At 73.6% G+C, this 22,891-nt stretch carries 22 protein-coding genes; 10 read left to right on the forward strand and 12 right to left on the reverse strand.

Translation table 11 applies throughout. The annotated features are described in order from the left end of the window. Positions 1-40 precede the first annotated feature (40 nt). From K7396_RS25840 to efeO, 4 genes are read right to left on the reverse strand one after another with little or no spacing between them, the layout of a single operon-like run. Positions 41-913 (reverse strand): hypothetical protein, encoded by an 873-nt coding sequence (locus tag K7396_RS25840; RefSeq protein ID WP_223660205.1) that lies wholly within the window; start codon positions 911-913, stop codon positions 41-43. Further along, complete coding sequence (gene efeU, locus K7396_RS25845) at positions 900-1,892, reverse strand: iron uptake transporter permease EfeU (protein WP_086719753.1); 993 nt, start codon at positions 1,890-1,892, stop codon at positions 900-902. Before efeU ends, K7396_RS25840 begins: the two co-directional genes overlap by 14 nt. Before the next feature lie 57 nt (positions 1,893-1,949). Next, positions 1,950-3,263 carry an iron uptake transporter deferrochelatase/peroxidase subunit gene (gene efeB, locus K7396_RS25850; RefSeq protein WP_086719754.1) on the reverse strand — a complete coding sequence of 438 codons (1,314 nt, stop codon included), beginning with the start codon at positions 3,261-3,263 and terminating at the stop codon, positions 1,950-1,952. Between the two features lie 24 nt (positions 3,264-3,287). Continuing rightward, positions 3,288-4,439, reverse strand: coding sequence for an iron uptake system protein EfeO (efeO, locus tag K7396_RS25855; RefSeq protein WP_086719755.1), 1,152 nt, complete (start codon positions 4,437-4,439; stop codon positions 3,288-3,290). A gap of 336 nt (positions 4,440-4,775) precedes the next feature. Between efeO and K7396_RS25860 the strand changes: the two genes are divergently transcribed. Next, entirely contained in the window at positions 4,776-5,441 is a 666-nt protein-coding gene (locus K7396_RS25860; RefSeq protein ID WP_152104972.1) for a PhzF family phenazine biosynthesis protein, read from the forward strand. A gap of 50 nt (positions 5,442-5,491) precedes the next feature. On the opposite strand, the gene K7396_RS25865 is transcribed toward K7396_RS25860, so the two are convergent. Beyond that, positions 5,492-6,178 (reverse strand): biliverdin-producing heme oxygenase, encoded by a 687-nt coding sequence (locus tag K7396_RS25865; RefSeq protein WP_152104971.1) that lies wholly within the window; start codon positions 6,176-6,178, stop codon positions 5,492-5,494. Positions 6,179-6,387: 209 nt separating this feature from the next. After that, positions 6,388-7,245: a type I methionyl aminopeptidase gene (gene map / locus K7396_RS25870; protein WP_152104970.1), complete on the reverse strand. Its 858-nt coding sequence runs from the start codon at positions 7,243-7,245 to the stop codon at positions 6,388-6,390. Between the two features lie 66 nt (positions 7,246-7,311). Here map and K7396_RS25875 point away from each other — a divergent pair, with 66 nt between their 5' ends. Continuing rightward, positions 7,312-7,551, forward strand: a complete 240-nt coding sequence (locus K7396_RS25875; protein ID WP_152104969.1) for a hypothetical protein — start codon at positions 7,312-7,314, stop codon at positions 7,549-7,551. Between the two features lie 31 nt (positions 7,552-7,582). On the opposite strand, the gene K7396_RS25880 is transcribed toward K7396_RS25875, so the two are convergent. The 3 genes from K7396_RS25880 to K7396_RS25890 all read right to left on the reverse strand — a co-directional run bounded on the left by K7396_RS25880 (position 7,583) and on the right by K7396_RS25890 (position 10,830). Next, entirely contained in the window at positions 7,583-8,953 is a 1,371-nt protein-coding gene (locus K7396_RS25880) for an MFS transporter (RefSeq protein ID WP_223660420.1), read from the reverse strand. Between the two features lie 158 nt (positions 8,954-9,111). Next, positions 9,112-9,741 (reverse strand): hypothetical protein, encoded by a 630-nt coding sequence (locus tag K7396_RS25885; protein WP_152104967.1) that lies wholly within the window; start codon positions 9,739-9,741, stop codon positions 9,112-9,114. A 129-nt stretch (positions 9,742-9,870) separates the two neighbouring features. Beyond that, positions 9,871-10,830, reverse strand: coding sequence for a dihydrodipicolinate synthase family protein (locus tag K7396_RS25890; RefSeq protein WP_086721036.1), 960 nt, complete (start codon positions 10,828-10,830; stop codon positions 9,871-9,873). Positions 10,831-10,992: 162 nt separating this feature from the next. On the opposite strand from K7396_RS25890, the gene K7396_RS25895 reads away from it, so the two are divergent. The 7 genes from K7396_RS25895 to K7396_RS25925 all read left to right on the forward strand — a co-directional run bounded on the left by K7396_RS25895 (position 10,993) and on the right by K7396_RS25925 (position 16,364). Then, positions 10,993-11,679, forward strand: coding sequence for a FadR/GntR family transcriptional regulator (locus K7396_RS25895; RefSeq protein WP_152104966.1), 687 nt, complete (start codon positions 10,993-10,995; stop codon positions 11,677-11,679). Positions 11,680-11,857: 178 nt separating this feature from the next. After that, positions 11,858-12,055 carry a hypothetical protein gene (locus K7396_RS25900; protein WP_152104965.1) on the forward strand — a complete coding sequence of 66 codons (198 nt, stop codon included), beginning with the start codon at positions 11,858-11,860 and terminating at the stop codon, positions 12,053-12,055. Next, on the forward strand, positions 12,052-13,386 hold the full coding sequence (locus K7396_RS25905; RefSeq protein ID WP_086721936.1) for an ABC transporter substrate-binding protein: 1,335 nt from the start codon (positions 12,052-12,054) through the stop codon (positions 13,384-13,386). Before K7396_RS25900 ends, K7396_RS25905 begins: the two co-directional genes overlap by 4 nt. A gap of 8 nt (positions 13,387-13,394) precedes the next feature. After that, on the forward strand, positions 13,395-14,366 hold the full coding sequence (locus K7396_RS25910; RefSeq protein WP_086721939.1) for a carbohydrate ABC transporter permease: 972 nt from the start codon (positions 13,395-13,397) through the stop codon (positions 14,364-14,366). After that, a complete protein-coding gene (locus K7396_RS25915; protein WP_086721937.1) occupies positions 14,363-15,208 on the forward strand; it encodes a carbohydrate ABC transporter permease in 846 nt (281 codons plus the stop codon). The genes K7396_RS25910 and K7396_RS25915 overlap by 4 nt, the downstream gene beginning before the upstream one ends. 101 nt (positions 15,209-15,309) lie before the next feature. Further along, positions 15,310-16,041, forward strand: coding sequence for an NADPH-dependent F420 reductase (gene npdG, locus K7396_RS25920; RefSeq protein ID WP_086721938.1), 732 nt, complete (start codon positions 15,310-15,312; stop codon positions 16,039-16,041). 113 nt (positions 16,042-16,154) lie between these two features. After that, a complete protein-coding gene (locus tag K7396_RS25925) occupies positions 16,155-16,364 on the forward strand; it encodes a hypothetical protein (protein ID WP_086721976.1) in 210 nt (69 codons plus the stop codon). 66 nt (positions 16,365-16,430) lie between these two features. On the opposite strand, the gene K7396_RS25930 is transcribed toward K7396_RS25925, so the two are convergent. Beyond that, complete coding sequence (locus K7396_RS25930; protein ID WP_086721977.1) at positions 16,431-17,237, reverse strand: site-2 protease family protein; 807 nt, start codon at positions 17,235-17,237, stop codon at positions 16,431-16,433. A gap of 173 nt (positions 17,238-17,410) precedes the next feature. Here K7396_RS25930 and K7396_RS25935 point away from each other — a divergent pair, with 173 nt between their 5' ends. After that, on the forward strand, positions 17,411-20,851 hold the full coding sequence (locus K7396_RS25935; RefSeq protein ID WP_152104964.1) for an AfsR/SARP family transcriptional regulator: 3,441 nt from the start codon (positions 17,411-17,413) through the stop codon (positions 20,849-20,851). A gap of 52 nt (positions 20,852-20,903) precedes the next feature. Here K7396_RS25935 and K7396_RS25940 read toward each other — a convergent pair whose 3' ends face one another. Beyond that, the gene (locus K7396_RS25940) at positions 20,904-21,734 is read right to left on the reverse strand and encodes an ABC transporter permease (RefSeq protein WP_086721189.1); all 831 of its coding nucleotides are present in this window, start codon (positions 21,732-21,734) and stop codon (positions 20,904-20,906) included. Then, complete coding sequence (locus K7396_RS25945; protein WP_086721188.1) at positions 21,731-22,756, reverse strand: ATP-binding cassette domain-containing protein; 1,026 nt, start codon at positions 22,754-22,756, stop codon at positions 21,731-21,733. The genes K7396_RS25940 and K7396_RS25945 overlap by 4 nt, the downstream gene beginning before the upstream one ends. Positions 22,757-22,891 lie beyond the last annotated feature (135 nt).

Below are 22,891 nucleotides of genomic sequence, written 5' to 3' on the forward strand. Positions count from 1 at the left end.
ACCCCGACGGCCCTGTGCGCGAGCCCGTTTCCCCGGCCGGCTACATCGGCTTGACCGCGGTCTTCGCCTCGATCCGGTTGAGCACCTCGACCTTCCCGCCGGCGCTCTTGGCGGGCACCCGGACCGTCTGGCCGGAGACCGTGGTGAAGAGCATCCGGTTGGTCTTCTTCGGCGGCCCGTCCAGGAGGCCCTTCAGCCGCCCGACCGAGATCGTCGCCCCGGCGAACAGCGTCTGCTGCTGGTGGTAGACGGTCGAGAAGAACACCAGCGCGCCGCCGTCCGTGGTGCGCAGCGCCACCGGCGGGTAGCTCGCGGGCGAGTCCTCCCACATGATGCGCTGGCCGGGCTTGTTGGCGTCCTTGGCCCGCCGCTCCCGCCAGCCGTCGGTCTGCGGGCCGGGGGCGAAGGTGCCGCCCTTGCCGGTGTTGAGGTAGGCGGCGTAGGAGCTGCTCAGCTTGCCCGGGGCGACCGTGAGGCCGGAGGCCGTGCCGGCCGGCACCGCCTCCGCGTAGCCGTCCTTGTCCGTCTTCAGCTCCGGTGCCTTGTTGTCCGCGAACGTCGCCAGGTACACCGCGCGCCACTGCTCGTCGATGCCGTCGCGGCTGAACACCAGGAACCAGCGGGTGTGCTGCCCCCGGGCGTTCTTGCGGTTGCTGGCCGCGTCCGCGATGAAGTACTTCGGCCAGCCCGCCTGCTTGGGCACCGTGAAGTGCGGATCGGTGAACGCCAGGTCCGGGAAGCCCGGATTGCCCTGCGGCCGGAGGGCCTGCGACGCCTTTATCCCGGCCTGGTCGATGGCGAGCAGCGCGCCGCCCTCGAAGGAGGGGTTCAGCGACGGGTCGAGCCGGCGGTTGGCCTTGTTGAAGCTCTTGGTGAAGTGCGTGAGCGCCTTGGTGCCCTCAGCCTTCGACACCGCCGGCAGCATCTCCCTCTCGCCGTGCACCGTCATGCACCCGCTCAGTATCACCAGCGCCGCCACGGTCGACGTCAGTGTTGCGGGCACCCGGAACGGCGACCTGCGTGTCATGGGGCTCGGGCTCCTTCGGGGCGACCGGGGCGGACGGGGCGGCCGCCGGGGTGGCACGATTCGGCGCAACCCTACCGGGGGCGAAGAAGAACAGGAGGGTGGGGACCAGATACAGAGCCCACACCGTGACCTGAAGGACGGTCGGGTCCGGCTGGAAGTTGAAGATGCCCTTCAGCACCGTGCCGTACCAGCTGTCGGCCGGGATCTGTGCGCTGACGTCGAACGCCTGCGAGGTCAGCCCCGGCAGGATGTCCGCCTCCTGCAGGTCGTGGAAGCCGTACGCCAGCACGCCCGCCGCGACCACCACCAGCATGCCGCCGGTCCAGGTGAAGAACTTCGCCAGGTTGATCCGCACCGCGCCGCGGTAGAACAGCCAGCCCAGCGCCACCGCCGTCAGCAGGCCCAGCAGCGCACCGACCAGCGGCCGCACCCCGTCGTTGGCGGACTGCGCGGCGGTCCAGATGAACAGCGCGGTCTCCAGGCCCTCGCGGCCCACCGACAGGAACGCGGTGACCACCAGCGCCACGGTGCCCATCTGCAGCGCCGCGTCCAGCTTGCCGTGCAGCTCCTTCTTCAGATGCCGCGCGGTGCGCCGCATCCAGAAGACCATCCACGTCACCAGGCCCACCGCGATGATCGACAGCGAACCGCCCAGTGCCTCCTGCGCCTTGAACGTCAGGGTCTGCGACCCGAACTGCAGCGCCGCGCCGAACGCGAACGACAGCACCACGGCGAGGGTGATGCCGAGCCAGACCGGGCGCAGCGCCTCCCGCCGCCCGGTCTTGACCAGATAGGCGATGAGGATGCAGACGACGAGGCTGGCTTCCAGGCCCTCGCGCAGACCGATCAGGTAGTTGCCGAACACGTCGGTTCCTTCCCTTCCTTCATGGTGCCGGCGCGCCGTGATGCGGCGCCGACGGTGTCAGGCGAACAGTTCCCGGCCCCACCAGTCGTCCGCGCCGCGGACGCCCGGCGGCACCGCGAAGAGCGCGGAACCCACGTGCTGGATGTACTCGTTGAGCGCGTCGTTCGCCGCCAGCCTCCGCTGGAGCGGCACGAAGCCCTCACGCACGTCGTGCTGGTAGGCGAGGAAGAACAGCCCCGCGTCCAGCCGCCCCAGGCCGTCCGTACCGTCCGTGAAGGAGTAGCCGCGGCGCAGGATGCGTATCCCGCCGTTGGAGTCCGGGTGCGCGAGGCGGACGTGCGCGGTCGGCAGCATCGACTTCAGGTGCGGGGCGTCCCGCTCGTGCTTCTTGCCGACCGGCGCGCCCTCGGCCTTGTCCCGGCCGAAGATGTCCTCCTGCTCCTTGCGGGAGGTGCGGTCCCAGGTCTCGATGTGCATCCGGATGCGGCGGGCGACGAGGTAGGAGCCGCCGGCCATCCAGCTCTCCTTGCCCTTCGCCGCGCCGTCCGCGACCCAGACGTGCTTGTCGAGCGCGGCGGTGTCGGTGCCGGCGAGGTTGTGGGTGCCGTCCTTGAAGCCGAACATGTTGCGCGGGGTCTGCGCGTCCGGCGTCGTCGAGGACGTCTTGCCGAAGCCCAGCTGTGACCAGCGGATCGCGACCTTGCCGAAGCCGATCCGGGCCAGGTTGCGGATCGCGTGCACCGCCACCTGCGGGTCGTCCGCGCAGGCCTGGACGCACAGGTCGCCGCCGCTGCGCGCGGTGTCGAGGTTGTCGCCGGGGAACTTCGGCAGGTCGATCAGCGCCTCGGGGCGCCGCCCCTTGAGGCCGAACCGGTCCTTGCCGTCCTTCTCGAACAGCGTCGGGCCGATGCCGAAGGTGAGGGTGAGCCGGGACGGCGGCAGCCCGAGGGCCTCGCCGGTGTCGTCCGGCGGGGCCTCCGCGAGACCGCCGACCGCGCCGTCGCCGACCGTGTCCCCGGCCGTCATCCGCGCCGCCGCCTTCGTCCACTCCTTGAGGAGCGCGATCAGCTCGTCGCGGTCATCGGTGGTGACGTCGAACGCGGCGAAGTGCAACCGGTCCTGGACGGCGGTGGCGATGCCCGCCTGGTGCCTGCCGTGGAAGGCGACCGCGGAGCGCGAGGTCGCGTCCGCGCCGGCCGGCTGGGCGTCGCCGCCGGTGCGCAGCGCCGCCGCCGTGCCGCCGGCCGCGACCGCGCCCAGCGCCAGCCCCGCGCCTCCCCAGCCCAGCAGGGAGCGCCGGGAGGGGGCGTGCCCCTCGGCGGTCCGTGCGGCCCCGGCGTCCTCGGTGGTCGTGCCCTCGTGCTCGGTCATCGTGCTCCTCTGCCCGGCGGCGGACTACTTGGTGGTGGCCACGGCGGCGGCCAGCTTGGACAGCGGCTCGGCGAGCGCGTTGACGCCGTCGGAGAGCTTCTTGCGGTCGCCCTTGCCGACGGTGTCGTAGGAGGCGAAGCCGTCGGCGGACTTGCTGTCGCGGTGGTCGTCGAGCAGCGCGCGGATCGCCTTGAACTGCTTGTCCAGCTCCTTGGCGAGCGCCGGGTCGTTCTTGGCGACGACCGGCTTGAGCAGCTCGTACGCCTTCTCGGCGCCCTCGACGTTGCCCTGGAAGTCGACCAGGTCGGTGTGGCTGTAGCGCTCTTCCTCACCGGTGACCTTGCCGGTGGCCACCTCGTCGAGCAGCTCCTTGGCCCCGTTGGCCATGCTGGTCGGGGTGATCTCGGCCTTGCCGACCCGCTTCTGCCAGTCCTTCAGGTCGGTGATGAGCTGACCGGCGAGCTTCTTGTCGTCCCCGGAGATCTTCTTCTCCTCCCACAGGGACTTCTCCAGCTTGTGCCAGCCGGTCCACTTCTGGCCCTTCTCCACGCCGTCGGCGCGCACATCGACCTTGGGGTCGATGTCGCCGAAGGACTCGGCGACCGGCTCGGTGCGCTCCCAGCCCACCCGGGACAGCGCGTAGGTCTTCTTGGCGGCCGCGACGTCGCCGCCCTTGACCGCGTCGGCGAACTTCTGCGCCGCGGGCAGCGTCTGGTCGGCCTGCTCCTGGACGTAGTGGCGGTAGGCGGCGACCGCGGCGTCCAGCTTCGGGTCGCGCTCGGCGGGCGCGCCCTTGCCGCTGGCGGTCACCTTCTGGCGTATGCCGTCGCCCTTCATGCCGGGCTTGCAGGCGACCTCGTACGAACCGGCCTTGATCTCCGCGGTGATCTCCGCGCTGGTGCCGGGGCCGATGTTCTCCCGCTCGGTCACGATCCGGTCGCCGGCGGCGTAGACGTACACCTCGGTGACCTTGGAGCCCTTGTTCTGCACCGCGAACCGGACATGTCCGGCGGGGAACTCCTTGGCGGAGAGCTCACAGCTGGAGTCGGTCGCGGTCACCTCGATGGCACCCTTGCCGCCTCCCTTGCCGTCGTTCTTCGCGGCGCAGCCGGCGACGGCGGTGACGGCCGTGACCGCCGCGAGGGCGGCGACGACGGAGGAGCGGTGGGCTCGCATACGGGGCTCCAGGCGGGCTCGGTGGTACGGAGGTGTCGTACCGGAACGATAAACAGTCACTGCGGTCGCCGCTAAGGCGGCCCTAACTTATCTGAGGCTTACCTAGTTTTTCCCGCCCCGTCCAGTGATCCCGCTCTCATGGACAACGGCTCGATCACGGGTTGACGCGCCCCCGGTCACGAATCCGTCATGCGGCGGTCAAGGTAAGGGGCATGCGACGCGACGGGTCGTGACCGGCGGATCTCCCGGCCGGCGGGCATCCGGCCACCCGGCGCCGGGCCGCGAGGCGGCGGCCCGCCCCGCCTGCGCCGCCCGGCCCTGCGGTTCACTGTCCGGATGACCGAACTCGATGTGCTCCGGGTGTTCTGCGGCCCCGACGGGACCGGCGGCAATGTGCTGGGCGTCGTCCGCGACGGCGCGGCCGTCCCCCACGCCGCCGAACGGGCCGCCCTCGCGGCCGAACTCGGCTACAGCGAAACGGTGTTCCTCGACGACGCCGACCGCGGCACCGTGGACATCCGTACCCCGAGCACCCGCCTCCCCTTCGCCGGCCACCCGCTGGTCGGCCTGGCCTGGCTGCTGCGGTCCCTGGGGCGGCCGCCGCGCACCCTGCGCCCGGCCGCCGGGGAGGTCGCGGTCCGCTTCGAGGGCGACCTCGTCTGGGTGCGCGGGCGCCCGGAGTGGGTCACCGCCCGCACGACCCGGCGGTACGCCTCGGCGGCCGAGGTCGACGCCCTGCCCGCGCCGCCGCCGGGCGAGGGCTGGCTCTACGCCTGGGCCTGGCGGGACGAGGCCGCGGGCGTGGTCCGGGCGCGGGCCTTCCCGCGGCGCGGCGACGGTGTCGTCGAGGACGAGGCGACCGGCGCCGCCGCCCTGCTGCTGACCCACGAACTCGGGCGCCCGCTCGACATCCGCCAGGGCGCCGGCTCCCGGATCCTCACCCGCCCGTACCCGGACGGCACCGTCGCCGTCGGCGGCCGGGTGTGCCCCGCCGGGCCGTAGCGGAGGTGAGCGGCCAGGGGGCAGCCGGCGACGGCCGCCCCCGCGGGCCGCTACGCGCTCAGCGGGAACTGCCCGCCCAACTCCCGGAAGACCGCGCTGTTCAGCCGGAACGCGCGCTTGCACTCGTCGACCACCCGCTGCTTCTCCAGCTCGTCCACCGGCAGGGCGTCCAGCAGGGCGCGGTACTCGCGCTTGAAGGCCGCGGGGTTGGGGATGTCCTCGAAGACGTAGAACCGCACCCCGTCGCCCTTGCGGGCGAAGCCCCAGGTCTTCTCGGCGGTGCCGCGGATGATCTGGCCGCCCGAGAGGTCGCCGAGGTAGCGGGTGTAGTGGTGGGCGACGAAGCCGGCCGGCCAGTCGCGGGTGCAGGCCGCCACCCGGTCCGCATAGGCGGCCGTGGCCGCGAGCGGCTCCAGGCCGGTGCGCCAGCGCGGGCCGCCGAGGTGGGCGAGGTCGCGCTCCAGCGCGGCGGTGCGGGCCAGCTCGGGGCGGATGAAGGGGCCCGCGACCGGGTCGGCGGCCAGCGACGGGGAGGCGTCCTCCAGCGCGCGGTAGACGAACCACAGCTGCTCGGTGTAGCGCCGGTAGGCCCCGACGCCGAGCCGGCCGCCGAGGAGGTCGCTCATGAAGGAGGAGTTCTCGGCCTCGGTGTGCTGCTCGTGGGACGCGGTGCGGATGACCGCCGAGAACGGAGCGGGGGCGGACGGAGGGGGCGGGGCCGGGCTGGACGCTTCCAAGACGGACCTCCGGGGGCCGAGGCGGGGGTCCCCCTGCTCGGATTCGAGAGCTTGGGGGAGGACGGGAACAGGCCGGCTCCGCGGAGCCGCCGACCCTGGGCTCACCCAACTGCTGAGGCTCACCTGAGTCGACCCGTTCCCGACGTCCTGTCGGTAACGAGCCTACCCCTGTTCCCGACGCCCTGTCGGTAAAGTTCCGGCCGCTCCCGTCAGGGCAGCGTGAGGATCTCCGCCCCGGTGTCCGTGACCACCAGCGTGTGCTCGAACTGCGCGGTCCGCTTGCGGTCCTTGGTCACCACCGTCCAGCCGTCGTCCCACATGTCGTAGTCGTAGGACCCCAGCGTCAGCATCGGCTCGATGGTGAAGGTCATGCCGGGCTTGATGTCGGTGGTGTGGTGCGGGCTGTCGTAGTGCGGAACGATCAGGCCGGAGTGGAAGGAGGAGTTGATGCCGTGGCCGGTGAAGTCCCGGACCACTCCGTAGCCGAAGCGCTTGGCGTACGACTCGATGACCCGGCCGATGATGTTGATCTGCCGGCCCGGCTTGACGGCCTTGATCGCGCGGTTGAGCGCCTCCCGGGTCCGCTCGACCAGCAGCCGGGACTCCTCGTCCACGTCACCGCACAGGTAGGTGGCGTTGTTGTCGCCGTGCACGCCGTTGATGTACGCGGTGACGTCCAGGTTCACGATGTCGCCGTCCTGGAGGACGGTCGAGTCCGGGATGCCGTGGCAGATCACCTCGTTGAGCGAGGAGCACAGGGACTTGGGGAAGCCGCGGTAGCCGAGCGTGGACGGGTAGGCGCCGTGGTCGCACATGAACTCGTGGGCGACCCGGTCGAGTTCGTCGGTGGTCACGCCGGGCGCGATCAGCTTGGCGGCCTCCGCCATCGCCTGCGCGGCGATCCGGCCGGCGATCCGCATCTTCTCGATCGTTTCGGCGTCCTGCACCTCGGGCCCCGTGTACGGGGTGGGTGCGTCCTTCCCGACGTACTCGGGGCGCGGGATCGAGGCGGGGACGGGGCGGGTGGGGGAGATCTTCCCCGGGACAAGAAGCGACTGGCCAGACATGCCAGCGAGTGTATCCGCGGGCCGTCGGGCAGGATGGTGGCACAAGAGCATCCACAGGAGGCGGCAATGGCGCTGTTCAAGAGGCGTACGACCGGCAAGCCGGGCGAGTGGTACTACTGCCTCGAACACGGGACGGTCGAGGAAGGGCCCCAGTGCCGCGCCGCCGACCGCTTCGGCCCGTACGGCACCCGTGAGGAGGCCGCCCACGCCATGGAGACCGCCCGCGAGCGGAACCAGGAGTGGGACAACGACCCGAAGTGGCACGACGGCCAGGGCCGGGGGAAGAGCGGCAGCAAGGAGGCGTAGCGGGGCGGGGCGTCCCGCTACGCCGCCGGCCTCAGGCCGGTGCCGGGTCGGTGTCCGGGGCCGGGGAACCGGCCCCGGGGCCGTCACCCCGCTCGGCCGCGCCGTCCGGGCCGCCCGCCGCGGGCGGCCCGGCCCCCTCGCCGCCGCGGGCCACGGCGGCGGAGCGGCTTTCCCGCATCCGCCGGGCGTGCGCGTCCGTCCTGGCGTCGTAGGACATCAGCTTCGGCAGGCCGAGGGCCAGCAGGCCGACCCCCGCGAAGCACAGCAGGCCGCCCAGCGACACCGCCGCCCGGACGCCCGTCAGGGCCGCCATGCCGCCGATCCGGACCTGGCCCAGCTGCGGCCCCGCCGCGTACGACAGCAGCTCGATACCGGCCAGGCGGCCGCGCAGCTCGTCGGGGATCGTCTGGTTCCACATCGCCGACCGGAAGATGCCACTGATCATGTCGCAGGCGCCGGCCACGGTCAGCAGGAGCAGCACCGCCCAGACGTGGTCCAGCAGCCCCGCGGCGGCCACCGCCAGCCCCCAGCCCGCGGCGGCGAGCACGATCGCCCGGCCCTGCCTGTGGACGCGTGAGGTCCAGCCGCTGGTCAGGCTCACCAGCAGGGACCCGGCCGGCAGCGCCGCGTACATCAGTCCCAGCGCCCAGGGCGCGTCGAGGTCGTCGGCGAGGAACGGGAAGATCGCCAGTGGGAAGGCGAACAGCATCGCGACGACGTCGACGGCGTAGGTGCCGAGCAGCTCCTTACGGCTCCAGGCGTAGCGCGCGCCCTCGGCGATCCCGCGCAGCGACGGCCGCTCGGCGTCGTGCGAGGCGGGCGACGGGGCCAGCCTCAGGGCGAGCAGCACCGAGACCACGAAGGTGGCCGCGTCGACGGCGTACGCCCAGCGCAGCCCGGCGAGGGCCAGCAGCCCGCCGGCCAGCGCGGGCCCGGCGATGGCGCCGAGCTGCCAGCGCAGCGCGTTGAGGGCGGCGGCCGCGGCGAGCTCGGCGTGCGGGACGATCCGTGGCACGAGCGCGTCCAGGGCCGGCCGCTGCAGACCGGTCAGCGCGCTGGTGGCGGCCGCGGCCGCGTACAGCGGCCACACCATCGGGTGCGGCAGCGCGCTGTTGAGCAGCAGCAGGACGGAGACCAGGCCGAGCGCGGTCTCGGTCCACAGGACCAGCCGGCGGCGGTCGAAGGCGTCCGCGAGCGCCCCGCCGTAGAGGCCGAAGACGATCAGTGGGACCAGCTCCACCGCGCCCAGCGCCCCGACCGCGAGGGTGGAGCCGGTCAGCTCCTTCAGCTGCAGCGGCAGGGCCACGAAGGACAGCGAGCTGCCGAAGACCGTGATCACGCCCGCGCACCACAGCAGCCGGAAGTCGCGCGAGGAGCGCCAGGGCGCCAGGTCCGGCAGCAGCGCGGAGAGGCGCCGGCGGACGGGCCGCGAGGGGCCGGTGGCAGGCGGGGGAGCGGGGGCCGAGGGGGGAGCGCTGTCCGAGGTCACGGGGCACCATCGTGCGTACCGGCACGGACCGGCGCAAAGGGTTTTCGCCCGCCGGCGGGGCCCCGCGGGGGCTACCAGCGGGGCGGGGGCGGAGCCGTCAGCCGGTCCGTGAGGCGGGCCAGCCGGTCGCGGAAGCGGCGGTGTCCGCGGGGCGCCGGCAGGCTGTTCTCGCCGGCGGCCGCGCTCACCAGGTGCTGGACCGTGTCGAGATCGAGGCCGGCGGACGCCGCGTCCGTGCCGTCGGGCGGGGCCGGGGACGCGGCGAGCGCGTCGTGCGCCAGGGTGTGCAGGTCGCGGTCGCCGCCGTCCAGGGCGAGCACCGTGGCGCCGTTGCGGCGGGCGTCGTGCACCCGCTCCAGCAGCCCGGCGCCCGGCTGCTCCGGCGTCACCACCAGCAGCGTCTCGCCGCGCCCGGCCGCCGCCAACCGGCCGAGCCCCACCGCCAGATGGGCCGGCGCCCCGCCGGGGACGCGGTGGCGCACCAGGGTCGGCGACAGCTCGGGCAGGCCCGACCAGGCGGCCTCGTCGTCGAGATGGGCGGCCAGGTGCCAGGGCTCGTACCCGGCGCTGCCGACCAGCAGCAGGCCCCCGCCATGGGGGGTGACGGCGCCGCGCAGCGTCCCCGCGAAGCGGCGGGTGGACTGCACCCACTCGGTCCCGGCGAGCACCTCGCGCAGCAGGGCGACCCGTACGGCATCCATGGCCCGGATCCTGCCGCAGTGCGGCGCCGTCCGGCTGCCGTTTCCACGGGCGTCACCCGTACGGGACTTGGGGCCCTGGCGGAGGGCGGGGCGGGTGTGCCGTCCGGCCCGCCGCCGTGGGATGCGGGCTCAGCGGACGGGGGTCAGGCCGGCGGAGGTGAGCCGACGTCCCACCTCCGCCACGGCGTCGTCGCTCAGCGGGCGCTGCGGAACGGCGGTGGTCCCCCGGTCGATCACGCCGAGGAGGTGCAGCGCCGCCTTGAACGCGCCGAGCGCCGAGGAGCTGCGGCCCATCTCGGGCTCAGGACCGACGTCGACCATCGTGAACAGGGCGACCAGACGCTCCTGTTCGGCGGCCGCCCGCTCCCAGTCGCCGGCCCGGGCGGCGTCGAAGAGGCGGACGTAGCCGGCCGGGTCGACGTTGCCGAGGCCGGGGACGACGCCGTCGGCGCCCGCCAACAGGGCCGCGTCCACGGTCAGTTCGGAGCCGGTGAGGACCGAGAAGCCGGGGGCGGGGCCGGTGCGCCGGGCGGCGCGGCCGCCGAGCGCGGTGAGCAGGCGGCGCAGCGAGCCCTCGTCGCCGCTGCTGTCCTTGAGGCCGGCCAGGGTGTCGTCCCCGGCCAGCTCCCGCACCAGCGACGGGGACAGCTTGCTGTGGACGGCGGCGGGGATGTCGTAGGCGAACAGCGGGAGGCCGACGGCCGTGCGCAGGTGGCGGAAGTGCGCGGCGATCTCCCGGGGGTGGGTGCGGGTGTAGAAGGGCGCGGTGGCGACGAGGGCGTCGGCGCCGAGGGCGGCGGCGGTCCGGGCGTGGTCGAGGACCCGCGGGGTGGTGGTGTCGATGACCCCGGCGAGCACCGGGACCCTGCCGTCCGCGGCCTCGAGGACGGTTTCCAGGGCGGTGGCGCGCTGGGCGTCGGTGAGGTAGGCGGCCTCGCTGGTGGAGCCGAGGGCGAACAGCCCGTGGACGCCGCCGTCGAGGAGGTGGTGCACCAGGCGGGTCAGCGAGGCGGTGTCGATCTCGCCGTGCGGGCCGAGCGGGGTGCAGACCGGCGGGACGACGCCGTGCAGGGGGGCGGGCAGTGCCATGGGGGCTCCGGGGTCTCCGAGTCCGACATAGGACATCCCATGTCCTATGTCGAGCACAATAGACCTGTTCACAGGCGGTCGGTCAAGGATCCGCGGCCCGGCGCGGGGGGCGGCGGACGGGCCGGCCGCGTGGCAGGCGCGGGAGCGGGAGAGGGAGTTTCCATGGCACGAGGGACGATGGCCGAGGATGTGCAGGCGCAGATCAAGCAGTTGATCCTGCGGCGCGGGCTGACCCCGGGCGATCCGCTGCCCACCGAGGCCGAGCTGGTCGGCCTGCTCGACGTGAGCCGCAACTCGGTGCGCGAGGCGCTCAAGGCGCTGCAGGCGATGCGCATCGTGGAGATCCGGCACGGCTTCGGCACCTACGTCGGCCCCCTCACCCTGGAGCCGTTCGTCGAGGGCGTCGCCTTCCGCGCCGCGGTCCGCCACCACCAGGGCGAATCCAGCCTCTACGAGCTGATGGAGGTCCGCGAGGCGCTGGAGGCGGGCCTGATCGGGACCGTCGCCCGCGACCTGTCCGCCGAGGATCTCGCCGTCCTCAAGGGCCTGGTGCAGCGGATGGCGGAGGAGGCGCGGGGCGGGCAGGTGCAGAGCGCCACCGACCGCGCCTTCCACCTCGCCCTGTACCGCTCGCTCGGCAACCACCTGCTGAGCGAGGTGCTGGACGCGTTCTGGGCGGCGCTGCGCCGGGTGCGCGAGGACCTCTCCGACGACGGCCCCGACCCGGACGTGACGTACCGCCAGCACCAGGAGATCGTCGACGCGTTGGAGGCGGGCGACGGCGACCGCGCCGTGGCGGCGATGCACCGGCACTTCGACGGCATCCGGCGCCGGCTGACCGAGCAGTGACGCGCCCGCGCCGGACCGTGCGCCGCCGCCCCCGTTCACCGGGATGTCACCCTCCGTCGGCGGCGCCGTCGCCGGCGCGGAATGTGCCATGTGCGGTGTCTTGACGGCCAGTTGGGCACTCCCTATGGTCGCCGCAGGACAAGGGACGTCCTACGTCCTTGCCCGTTGGGGGTGACCCATGGCGGACGAGAGCTCCGTGCCGTACGGGGCCGGGACCGAGGGGCCCACCGGCCCGCGCCCGCGCACCTGCCCGCCGCGCGACCCCCGCCCCCACTTCCCCCGCACACCGGCCGACGGCCACCCGGCCGGGACGGGCGGCTTCCGCAGGCACTGCACGATCACCTTCCGCCGCACACCCGTGGAGGAGCCGACATGACCAACAGCCCCGTGCACCGCAGAACGGTCCTGGGCGGGGCGGCCGCCGTCGCCGCCGGCTGGGCACTCGCCGGCTGCGGCGACAGCGGGGACGGCGACGGCGACGCGCCCCGCGAGCGCGCGAAGGGGCAGCGGATCCAGCTGACCTTCTGGTCCTGGGTGCCGGGCATCGACAAGCCCGTCGACCTGTGGAACCGCAGGCACCCCGAAGTGCAGGTCAAGGTCGAGAAGGTGTCGGCCGTCAACGGCGCGCAGTACGCGAAGATGCACGCCGCCGTCAAGGCCGGCAACCCGCCCGACCTGGGCCAGATCGAGTTCCCCGTCCTCCCCGGCTTCCTCCTCGACGACGGGCTGCTCGACCTCGCCCCGCTCGGCGTCGCCCGTCACAAGGACAAGTTCACCGGCTGGCAGTGGCAGCAGGCCGTCTTCGGCCGCGGCGTCTACGCCGTCCCGCAGGCCTCAGGGCCGATGGGCCTCTTCGTCCGCCAGGACCTCTTCGACGCGTGGGAGGTGGCCACCCCGCGGACCTGGGACGAGTACGAGGACGCCGCCAAAGCCGTCCGCAGGAAGGGCGCCTGGATCGAGACCTTCGCCCCCACCAACGGCAACCGCCTCGCCGGCCTCGCCTGGCAGGCCGGCGCCAGGTGGTACGCGACGCACGGCGACACCTGGATCGTGCACATCGACGACGAGCCCACCCGCAAGGTCGCCGACTACTGGGAGTCCCTGGTCCGGCGAAAGCTCGTCAAGACCATCCCGGACCGGCAGAACGCCTGGTACAAGGATGTGCAGACCGGCGCCATCCCGGCCTGGCTGGGCGCCAGTTGGGGCGACGCCCTGCTGGCCGGCAACGCGCCGGGCACCAAGGGCAAGTGGCGGGCCGCGCCGCTGCCGCAGTGGAAGGCCGGCGCCCAGGACTTCGCCAACTGGGGCGGCTCGACAACCGCCGTCTTCGCCAAGGCCCGCTACCCCAGGGACGCCCTGGACTTCGCCGTCTGGCTCAACACCGCCCCCGAGTCGATCGCCCTGCTCATCGACGGCGGCTACGGCTTCCCCAGCGCCAAGAAGGGCTGGGACACCACCGACCTCGACGTCGACAAGGACTTCTTCGGCGGCCAGGCGTACAGCAGGGTCTTCGCGGACGCCGGGGCGCATGTGGACACCAGCTGGCGCTGGGGCCCCGGGGTGGACACGCTCTACCAGCGGCTCGGCGACGCCTTCACCGACGCGCTCGCCGACGGCAGTTCGTTCCGCTCGGTCCTGGCGACGGTGCAGCGCCAGACCCTCGACGACCTCAGGGGCAAGGGCCTGAAGGCGGAGAGCGGCGGGTGAGCGGGGCCGTGCCGAGCGGGCCGGAGCAGGCCGGGCGGAAGCGGGCCCGCGGGGCCGGCGGCAGCCGCCCGCGCCGCGCCCGGCGCACCCGCACCCGCGACGCCCGCGCCGCCGCCGGGTTCGTCCTGCCCTTCCTCGCCCTCTTCTGCCTCTGCTTCCTCGCCCCCCTCGGCTACGCCCTCCACCAGAGCCTGCACCGGACCGAACGCACCGGCCCGCTCGGCCTCGGCCGGGAACACGAGACCTTCGCCGGCCTCGCCAACTACGCCCACGCGCTCGCCGACGACCGGTTCCTGGCCGGCTTCGGCCGGGTGCTGCTCTTCGGCGCCGTCCAGATCCCGCTGATGATCGTGCTGGCCACCGCCCTCGCGCTGCTGCTGGAGAGCGCGAGCGCCCGCGGGGTCGCCTTCTTCCGCACCGCCTTCTTCCTGCCGTACGGCGTGCCCGGAGTGATCGCCTCCATCCTGTGGGGCTTCCTCTACGTGCCGGGCATCAGCCCGCTGGTGAAGATCGCCGACTCCCTGGGCTGGCACCTCGACTTCCTCTCCCGCGGCACCGTCCTGTGGTCCCTCGCCAACATCGTCACCTGGCAGTTCACCGGCTACAACATGCTGGTGCTGATCGCCCAGCTCAAGTCCGTACCGGGAGAGCTGTACGAGGCGGCGCGGATCGACGGGGCGAGCGCCTGGCAGGTCGCCCGCCACATCAAGATCCCGCTGATCCGCCCGGCGCTCCAGCTCACCGGTGTCTTCAGCATCATCGGCACGCTCCAGCTGTTCGCCGAACCCATGGTGCTGCGCCCGCTGGCCTCCTCCGTCGACTCCGGCTACACCCCCAACCTGCACGCCTACAGCGAGGCGTTCGTCGGCAACAACCCGCAGGTGGCGGCGGCCGAGGCGGTCCTGCTCGCGCTGGTGGCGTGCGCGCTGTCCTTCGGCTTCCTGCGGCTGGCCGGCGGGCACGCCGGGGAGCGCCGGTGACCCCGCCCCCGCTCCGCCACCGGATCATCACCGCCTCGCTGCTGACCGTCGCCGCGCTCTACTTCCTGGTCCCCGTCTACTGGCTGGTGGTCTCCGCCACCAAGAACAGCGCCGACCTCTTCGGCACCTTCGGCTTCTGGTTCGCCGACCCGCACCCCGTCGACCGCCTCACCGAGGTGCTGGCCTACGACCACGGCATCTACGTCCGCTGGCTCGCCAACTCCCTCCTCTACGCCGGGACCGGCGCGGTCTGCGCCACCCTGCTGTCCGCGGCGGCCGGCTACGCGCTCGCCAAGTTCCCGTTCCCCGGCCGGGACGCGGTCTTCACCGTGGTGCTGGCCGGCGTGCTGGTCCCCGGCACCGCGCTGGCCCTGCCGCTCTACTTCCTCTTCAGCGCGATGGGGCTGGCCGACACCTACGGGGCGGTGCTGATCCCCAGCGCGGTCAGCCCGTTCGGCGTCTACCTGTGCCGGATCTACGCGGCCGCCGCGGTTCCCGACTCGCTGCTGGAAGCGGCCCGGATCGACGGAGCCGGGGAGGCCAGGATCTTCGGCGGGCTGGCGCTGCGGCTGATGACCCCGGCGCTGGTGACCGTCTTCCTGTTCCAGTTCGTGCACATCTGGAACAACTACTTCCTGCCGCTGGTGATGCTCTCGGACTCCGGCCTCTACCCCGTCCAGCTGGGCCTGACCTCCTGGACCGGCTACGCCGACCGCCAACCGGTGCTCTACCAGTACACGGTGGGCGGCGCCTTCCTGTCCGTGGTGCCGCTGATGGTGCTGATGACGGTGCTCCAGAGGTACTGGCGCACCGGCCTGACCGACGGCAGCCTGAAGGCGTGAGCGCGTGAGGGGGCGCCGCGGCGGGCGCGGGGCGGCGGGCCGGGCGGTGTGATCCCGAGGACCCGGGCGGTTCCCCGCCGGGGCGTGACAGGATCGCTGTCATGACTACTCCTGACGATGCCCGGTCCCCGAACGCCGCGACCCGCGCGAAGGCCGCCCTCCAGCGCGATCCCTGGGACCTTCCGGACGTCTCCGGCCTGGTCGTCGGCGTCCTCGGCGGCACCGGCGACCAGGGCCGCGGCCTGGCCTACCGGCTCGCCCGGGCCGGCCAGAAGGTGATCATCGGCTCCCGCGCCGCCGAGCGCGCCCAAGCCGCCGCCGGGGAACTCGGCCTGGGCATCGAGGGCGCGGAGAACGCCGACTGCGCCCGGCGCAGCGATGTGGTGATCGTGGCCGTGCCGTGGGAGGGCCATGCCAAGACCCTGCAGGCGCTCCGCGAGGACCTGGCCGGCAAGCTCGTCGTCGACTGCGTCAACCCGCTCGGCTTCGACAAGAAGGGCGCCTACGCGCTCAAGCCGGAGGAGGGCAGCGCCGCCGAGCAGGCCGCCGCCCTGCTGCCCGATTCCCGGGTCGCCGCCGCCTTCCACCACCTGTCCGCGGTGCTGCTGCAGGACCCCGAGACCGAGCGGATCGACACCGATGTGATGGTCCTCGGCGAGTCCCGCGCCGACACCGACGTGGTGCAGGCGCTGGCCGCCCGTATCCCCGGCATGCGCGGCGTCTTCGCCGGCCGGCTGCGCAACGCCCACCAGGTGGAGTCGCTGGTCGCCAACCTGATCTCGGTCAACCGGCGCTACAAGGCGCACGCGGGACTGCGGATCACCGACGTCTGAGCCGCACCCCGCGGGAACGGGCGACGGCGAGGGCCGCCGGACCGCCGGCCGGCGCACACGGGGCATGGGGGACACTGGGGAGGACCGCACCACTCCCGACAGGAGCCGCCCCCATGCCCCTCTTGCCCCCGTCCGGCCCGGCCCGCCGGCTCGCCCTCATGGCCCTCGCCGTGTGCGTCCTGTCCGTCGCCGCGGCCGTGGTCGCGTTCGTCCAGGGCAGCTTCGTCGGCATCGTCTGGATCCTGCTGGCGGGCATCTCCAGCAACATGGCGTGGTTCTACCTGCGCCGGGCGAAGCTCCAGCGGGCCGGGCAGTCCGGCTGAGCACGGCGGCCCCCGCCCAGGACCGCCGGGGCCGGCCGCTCCGGCGGACCGGCCCGGCGCGGCCCCTCAGAAGACGCCGCCGCCCTGCGGCAGCTGCGGCTCGCCCTGCCAGAAGCGGAAGAGCTGCTGGCCGAGGTAGCTGTCGAGGGACGAGACACCGAGGCCGTGCAGGATCGTGTCCACCAGGCCGAAGAACGCCTGGTTGACCTCCGGGACCCACAGCAGCCCGAAGACCGCCAGCAGGCCGAACGGCGCGAACGGCTCCACCTGCCGCCGCAGCTTGTACGACAGCCACGGCTCGATCACGCCGTAGCCGTCCAGGCCCGGCACCGGCACGAAGTTCAAGATCGCGGCGGTCACCTGCAGCAGCGCCAGGAACGCCAGCGCGAAACGGAACGGAGCGGGCACCCCGGCCAGCCCGTCCAGCCAGAACGGCGCCGTGCACACCGCCGCGAACACGATGTTGGTCAGCGGCCCGGCCGCCGAGATCAGACTGTGCCGCCAGCGCCCCTGGATCCGGCCCCGCTCGATGAACACCGCCCCGCCCGGCAGCCCGATCCCGCCCATGATCACGAAGATCACCGGCAGCACGATGCTGAGCAGCGCATGGGTGTACTTCAGCGGGTTCAGCGTCAGATAGCCCCTGGCCTCCACCGAGATGTCCCCGCTGTGCAGCGCGGTCCTGGCATGCGCGTACTCGTGCAGGCACAGCGACACGATCCAGCCGGACACCACGAACAAGAACACCGCGAAGCCGGTGTGCGCCGCGAGCGTGCCGCTCCACACGGCCCACCCCGACACCGCCATGACGGCGACGAGCCCGAGGAAGACCGGGCTGATGCGGCGGTCGGCGCGTCGGATTGCTGTGGTCATGGTGCGGGGCTCCCGGTGGTCCGATGAGGGGCAGCCCTGACCGTAACCGCGTCACGGCGGCCGGCGCACGGCACGGCGCCGACGGGCTCGTGCACGGACCCCTGCCCCGGACCGGTGGGCCCGAAAACGACACTCGGTCCTGGGGACTTCCCGACGTGAACGACAATGGGCCGGTGCGTTACGGAATTCTCGGCACCACCCAGGCCAACCGGACCGACGGCACGCCCGTCGCGCTCGGCGGACCCCGCCTGCGCGCGCTGCTCGCCGCCCTCGCGCTGCGCCCCGGCCGGGCCCTGTCCCCGGACGTACTGATCGCCGACATCTGGGGCCTGGACCCGCCCGCCGACGCGGCAGGCGCCCTGCAGGCGCTGGTCGGCCGGCTCCGCCGCGCCCTGGGGCACGCCGCGGTGGTCTCGGCCGACGGCGGCTACCGGCTGTGCGCCGAGCCCGACGCGGTCGACCTGCACCGCTTCGAGCGCCTCGCGGCGGAGGGCGGCCGGGCGCTCGGCGCCGCGGACCCGGCCGCCGCCGCCGCCCTGCTCGACGACGCCCTCGCGCTCTGGCGCGGCCCGGTCCTCGCCGACCTGCCCGACGCCGGCGTCGAGGCGGCCCGCGCGGAGAGCCGCCGGCTGGACGCCCAGCGCACCCGCCTCGCCGCCGACCTCGCCCTGGGCCGGGCCGACCGGGCGCTGCCCACCCTGCTCGCGCTGTGCCAGGACCATCCGCTGGACGAGCCGCTCCAGGCGCTTCGGCTGCGCGCCCTGCGCGCGGCGGGCCGCACCGCGGAGGCCCTGGCGGCCTACGAGGACATACGCACCGGCCTCGCCGACCGCCTCGGCGCGGACCCCGGCCCGGAACTGCGCGCCCTGCACGCGGAACTCCTCCGTCCGCCGCCGCAGACGCCGCCGGCGCAGCCCCCCGCGCCGCAGCCGCAGCCGGCACCCGGACCCGCGGCCGTCGCCCCCGCCCCCCATCCCGTCCCCGCCCCCTTCCTCACCCCGCCGCACCCCCGGCCCGGCAACCTCCGGGCCCGGCTCACCTCCTTCGTCGGGCGGGACACCGACCTGGCGGCGCTCCGCGCCGACCTCGCCGGGCACCGGCTGGTGACGCTGCTGGGCCCCGGCGGCGCCGGCAAGACCCGGCTGTCGCAGGAGGGCGCGGAGACCGCGGCGGCCGCCCGCCCGGACGCCTGGCCGCACGGCGTATGGCTGGCCGAGCTGGCGCCGGTGGACGATCCGCAGACCGTCCCCGAGGCCGTGCTGACCGCGCTCGGCGCCCGCGAGACCGTGGTCCGCGGCACCACGGCGGAGGGGCTGCGCGCCGCCGCCGACCCGACCGCCCTCGACCCGCTCGGCCGGCTCGCCGAGCACTGCGCGGGGCGCCGGATGCTGCTCGTCCTCGACAACTGCGAGCATGTGATCGGCGCCGCCGCCGCACTCGCCGAGCGGCTGCTGGCCGACTGCCCCGGCGTGACGGTGCTGGCCACCAGCAGGGAGCCGCTGGCCGTACCGGGCGAGGTGCTGCGTCCTGTCGAGCCGCTGCCCGACCCCGTCGCGCTGCGGCTGCTCGCCGACCGCGGGGCCGCCGCCCTGCCCGGCTTCCGCGTCGACGCCGACGAGGAGACGACGGCGGCCTGCACCGAGATCTGCCGGCGCCTCGACGGGCTGCCGCTGGCCATCGAACTCGCCGCGGCCCGGCTGCGGTTGCTGACACCCCGGCAGCTCGCCGACCGGCTCGACGACCGCTTCCGGCTGCTGACCAGCGGCAGCCGGACCCTGCTGCCCCGGCAGCAGACCCTTCGGGCCGTCGTCGACTGGTCCTGGGACCTGACCGACGAGCCCGAACGGGCCGTACTGCGCCGGCTGTCCGTCTTCGCCGGGGGCTGCGACCTGGCCGCCGCGGAGGCGGTGTGCGGCGGCGACGGCGTCGACCCGCGCGAGGTGGCCGGGCTGCTCGGCTCGCTCATCGACAAGTCGCTGGTGGTGGCGGCACCGGCCGGGACCGAGGACGGCGACGACCGTCCGGCCGACGGCGGCCGCGGCGCCCGCGCCGGGGGGCAGATGCGCTACCGGCTGCTGGAGACGGTGGCGGAGTACGCCGGCGAGCGGCTGGACGAGGCGGGGGAGCGGGCCGGAGCCGAACGCCGCCACCTCGTCGCCTACCGCGAACTGGCCCGCACCACCGACCCGTTGCTGCGCGGCCCCGGCCAGCGCGCCGCCATGGAGCAACTGGAGCTGGAGCACGACAACCTGCGCACCGCGCTGCGCCGCGCCCTGGCCGCGCGCGACGAGCACGAGGCGCTGTGCCTGGTGCTGTCCCTGCAGTGGTTCTGGTCGCTGCGCGACCACCGCAGCGACGCCCGCCACTGGGCGACGGCGGCCGGCGCGCTCGGCCCCAACCCCTTCGGCCCCACCGCCGGACCCGCCCCCGACCTGGACGTCAGCCCCATCCACGCACCCCCGCCGATGGCCCCCGAACAACTGCTGGAGGCCCGCCGGGAGGTCCGGCTGGTCGCCCTCTCCAGCATGGACAGCGACATCGAGGCGCTGCGCGACCCCGAGATGCAGCGGGAGCTGACCGGGATGCTCGCCGTCTACCGCCCGGGCATGCCGCAGACCTGCCGGGTGCCCGGCGCGCTGTGGTACTACGCGGTGCTGCTCACCGGGCAGTTCGACGACCTGGCGGAGCTCGTCGACGGCGCGGTGGCGGCCTGCCGCGGCTTCGGCTACGCCTGGGAGCTGGCCTACATGCTGCAGTTCCGCTCCAAGATCCTCAACGACCGCCCCCGCGGGCTGTCCCAGGCCACCCGGGACGCCGACGAGGCGCTGCAGATCTTCCTGAGGATCGGCGACGTCTGGGGCGCGGCCGAGGCGCTGTCGGGCCGCGGCGAAACCCACGAGCGACGGGGCGCGTACGCGCCGGCCGCGCGCGACTACCGGGCGGCGATGGTGCACGCCGAGAACCTGGGGGCGCACGGCCAGACGCTGCTGCTGCGCTGCCGGCTGGCCGCCGTGCTCATCGAGGACGGCCAGGAGGAGACCGGCGAGCGGATGCTGCGCGAGGTGCTGGCCGAAGCCGTCAAGGGCAACAGCGGCCGGGACACCGAGCCGTTCGCGCGGCTGACCCTCGCGATGCTGCTGACGGTTCAGGGGCGGCTCCCGGAGGCGCGGGCCGAACTCCACACGGTGCGCGAGATCTTCACCCCGCGCGCCCCCGACCTGTTCTCCGGGATGCTGGAGACCTCGCTGGTCTCCCTGGACCTGGACGAGGGCGGCCGCGACGAGGAACTGCTGACGAGGTTCCGGACGGCCCTGGCCACCCTGCAGGACTCCCTGACGCAGATGGTCGCGCCGGACCTTCCGGTGGTGCAGCTCCTCACCGGCGCACGGGTGGTGATGGCGGTACGCGGCCCGTCGGCCGGTGTGGACGCGGCGCGCCTGGTCGGGGCGTACGACGGGCTGCGGGCGGACAGCCATGTCCCGCCGCGGATCATCCGCGACGACCGGGAGCGCACCGAGGCGGCCGCGCGGGCGCTGCTGGGCGACGCCGCCTACGCGCGGGCACACGCCGAAGGCGGTGGCCTCTCCCTCGAAGAGGCCACCGCCCTCATCTGACGCGAGCCGGGCGAAGGACCGTCCCGCGGGGAGAACCCCCGCGGGACGCGCGTCAGGTCTTCTTGCGGAACTTCGCCACCGCGAGCGGCATCGTGACGGCCGTGATGGCGACCGCCCAGCCGAGGGTGACCAGGGTCGGATGGGCCACCGCGCCCTGGCCGTTGATCAGCGCGCGGGCCGCGTCCGCCAGGTTGGACAGCGGATTGACCTCGGTGAAGCCCTTCAGCCAGCCGGGCATCTTCGTCGTCGGCGTGAAGATCGACGAGCCGAACTGCAGCGGCATCAGCACCAGCATCGCCACGCCCTGCACCGCCTGCGGGGTCTTCATGGCGAGCCCCAGCAGAATGAAGATCCACATCAGGGCCGCACCGAAGACCGTGGACAGCACGATCGAGGCCAGGAAGGCGGGCATGCCGCCCTTGATCTCCAGGCCCAGCAGGAAGCCCATGCCGAGCAGGATCGCGGTGGCGACCAGCATCCGGCCGATCTCGACGACGATCTTGGCGATCAGGACCGAGGACCGGGCGATCGGCATGGTCCGGAAGCGGTCCATCACGCCCTTGCGGAAGTCCTCGTTGACGCCCGTGCCCACCGCCATCGCGATGTTCATGCCCATCATCGCCATCATCCCGGGCACCAGGTGCTGGACGTAGTCCTGCTGATGGCCCTTGCCGGCGATGGCACCGCCGAACACATAGGTGAACAGCAGGATGAAGATGATCGGCATCAGCACGGCGTCGAACATCGACTCCGGGTCCTGCCGGATCTGCAGCGCGTTGCGCCGCACCAGCGCGCCGATGTGCCGCAGATTGGCGCGCACGCCGATCCGCCCCTCGTCCGCCGCGGCCTTCAGCCGGGGCGCCGTCATCGTCGCCGCGCTCATGCCGGCACCTCCGCGTACTGCTGGTCCATGACGTCCTCGGAGCCCGCCTCGGAGGTCTTCTGGCCGGTGATGGCCAAGAACACCTCGTCCAGGCTGGGCAGATGGGTGCTGATCCCGGCGAGCGCGATGCCCTCCCGGCCGAGCACGTTCACCACCGCCGTCAACTGCTCGTCGCTGACGATCGGTACGTTGACCACACCCCCGTCGTGGTCAGCCGTGGCGCCGGCGATACCGTCCAGACCGGCCCGGGCGACGGCCCCCGCCATCCGGTCCAGCTCGCCGGGGTCCGACGGCCGGATCTGCAGCGTCCGCCCGCCGACCTTCGCCTTGAGGTCGTCGACCCGCCCCTCGGCGATCACCCGGCCGCGGTCGATGACCGTCAGCTCGTTCGCCAACTGCTCGGCCTCTTCCATGTACTGCGTGGTCAGCAGCACCGTCGCGCCCTCGCGCACCATCTGCTGGACCTCCTGCCACACCTCGTTCCGGGTGCGCGGGTCCAGCCCGGTCGTCGGCTCGTCCAGGTACAGCACCGCCGGCCGGCCGATCATCGACGCGGCGAGGTCCAGCCGGCGGCGCATCCCGCCGGAGTACTTGGCCGCCGGCCGCTTGGCGGCCTCGGTCAGCGAGAACCGCTCCAGCATCTCATCCGCGCGGCCCCGGGCGTCCTTGCGGGACAGATCGAGCAGCCGCCCGATCATGTAGAGGTTCTCCCAGCCGGAGAGCTTCTCGTCGACCGAGGCGTACTGCCCGGTCAACCCGATGGTGCGGCGCAGCGCGCGCGGCTGGCGCACCACGTCGAAACCGGCCACGACGGCATGGCCGGCGTCCGGCACGAGGAGCGTCGACAGGCACCGCACGAGCGTCGTCTTCCCGGCCCCGTTCGGACCGAGCACACCGAGCACGGTGCCTTCCTTCACGTCCAGGTCCACCCCGTCGACGGCCCTGACCGCCCCGAAGTGCTTGACCAGACCGCGCACCTCCACGGCGTTGCCGCCCTTGGCGGATATCTTCTGTCGCGTCATGCCCCCACCGTGCCAGGGGCTGCCGACAGCGCGCCTACATGTCTCCGACAGGGGCCTCCCACGTTGTCGGCTTTGCCGACGTGGGGGGTTCTGTTTTTCGCCTGCGGCGGGCGTTGCCGCTGCGCGGGGCGGGGT

The sequence above is a fragment of the Streptomyces angustmyceticus genome (assembly GCF_019933235.1).
In the GTDB taxonomy this organism is placed as follows: Bacteria; Actinomycetota; Actinomycetes; order Streptomycetales; family Streptomycetaceae; genus Streptomyces; species Streptomyces angustmyceticus.

Bases quoted from the DNA above. Each gene is read 5' to 3' on its own strand.
- K7396_RS25860 (WP_152104972.1), top strand. From the start codon at position 4,776: ATGACCGAACTCGATGTGCTCCGGGTGTTCTGCGGCCCCGACGGGACC.
- K7396_RS25890 (WP_086721036.1), bottom strand. From the start codon at position 10,830: ATGGCACTGCCCGCCCCCCTGCACGGCGTCGTCCCGCCGGTCTGCACC.
- K7396_RS25895 (WP_152104966.1), top strand. From the start codon at position 10,993: ATGGCACGAGGGACGATGGCCGAGGATGTGCAGGCGCAGATCAAGCAG.
- K7396_RS25905 (WP_086721936.1), top strand. From the start codon at position 12,052: ATGACCAACAGCCCCGTGCACCGCAGAACGGTCCTGGGCGGGGCGGCC.
- K7396_RS25885 (WP_152104967.1), bottom strand. From the start codon at position 9,741: ATGGATGCCGTACGGGTCGCCCTGCTGCGCGAGGTGCTCGCCGGGACC.
- K7396_RS25875 (WP_152104969.1), top strand. From the start codon at position 7,312: ATGGCGCTGTTCAAGAGGCGTACGACCGGCAAGCCGGGCGAGTGGTAC.
- K7396_RS25940 (WP_086721189.1), bottom strand. From the start codon at position 21,734: ATGAGCGCGGCGACGATGACGGCGCCCCGGCTGAAGGCCGCGGCGGAC.
- efeB (WP_086719754.1), bottom strand. From the start codon at position 3,263: ATGACCGAGCACGAGGGCACGACCACCGAGGACGCCGGGGCCGCACGG.
- map (WP_152104970.1), bottom strand. From the start codon at position 7,245: ATGTCTGGCCAGTCGCTTCTTGTCCCGGGGAAGATCTCCCCCACCCGC.
- K7396_RS25930 (WP_086721977.1), bottom strand. From the start codon at position 17,237: ATGACCACAGCAATCCGACGCGCCGACCGCCGCATCAGCCCGGTCTTC.
- K7396_RS25945 (WP_086721188.1), bottom strand. From the start codon at position 22,756: ATGACGCGACAGAAGATATCCGCCAAGGGCGGCAACGCCGTGGAGGTG.
- npdG (WP_086721938.1), top strand. From the start codon at position 15,310: ATGACTACTCCTGACGATGCCCGGTCCCCGAACGCCGCGACCCGCGCG.
- K7396_RS25925 (WP_086721976.1), top strand. From the start codon at position 16,155: ATGCCCCTCTTGCCCCCGTCCGGCCCGGCCCGCCGGCTCGCCCTCATG.
- K7396_RS25900 (WP_152104965.1), top strand. From the start codon at position 11,858: ATGGCGGACGAGAGCTCCGTGCCGTACGGGGCCGGGACCGAGGGGCCC.
- efeO (WP_086719755.1), bottom strand. From the start codon at position 4,439: ATGCGAGCCCACCGCTCCTCCGTCGTCGCCGCCCTCGCGGCGGTCACG.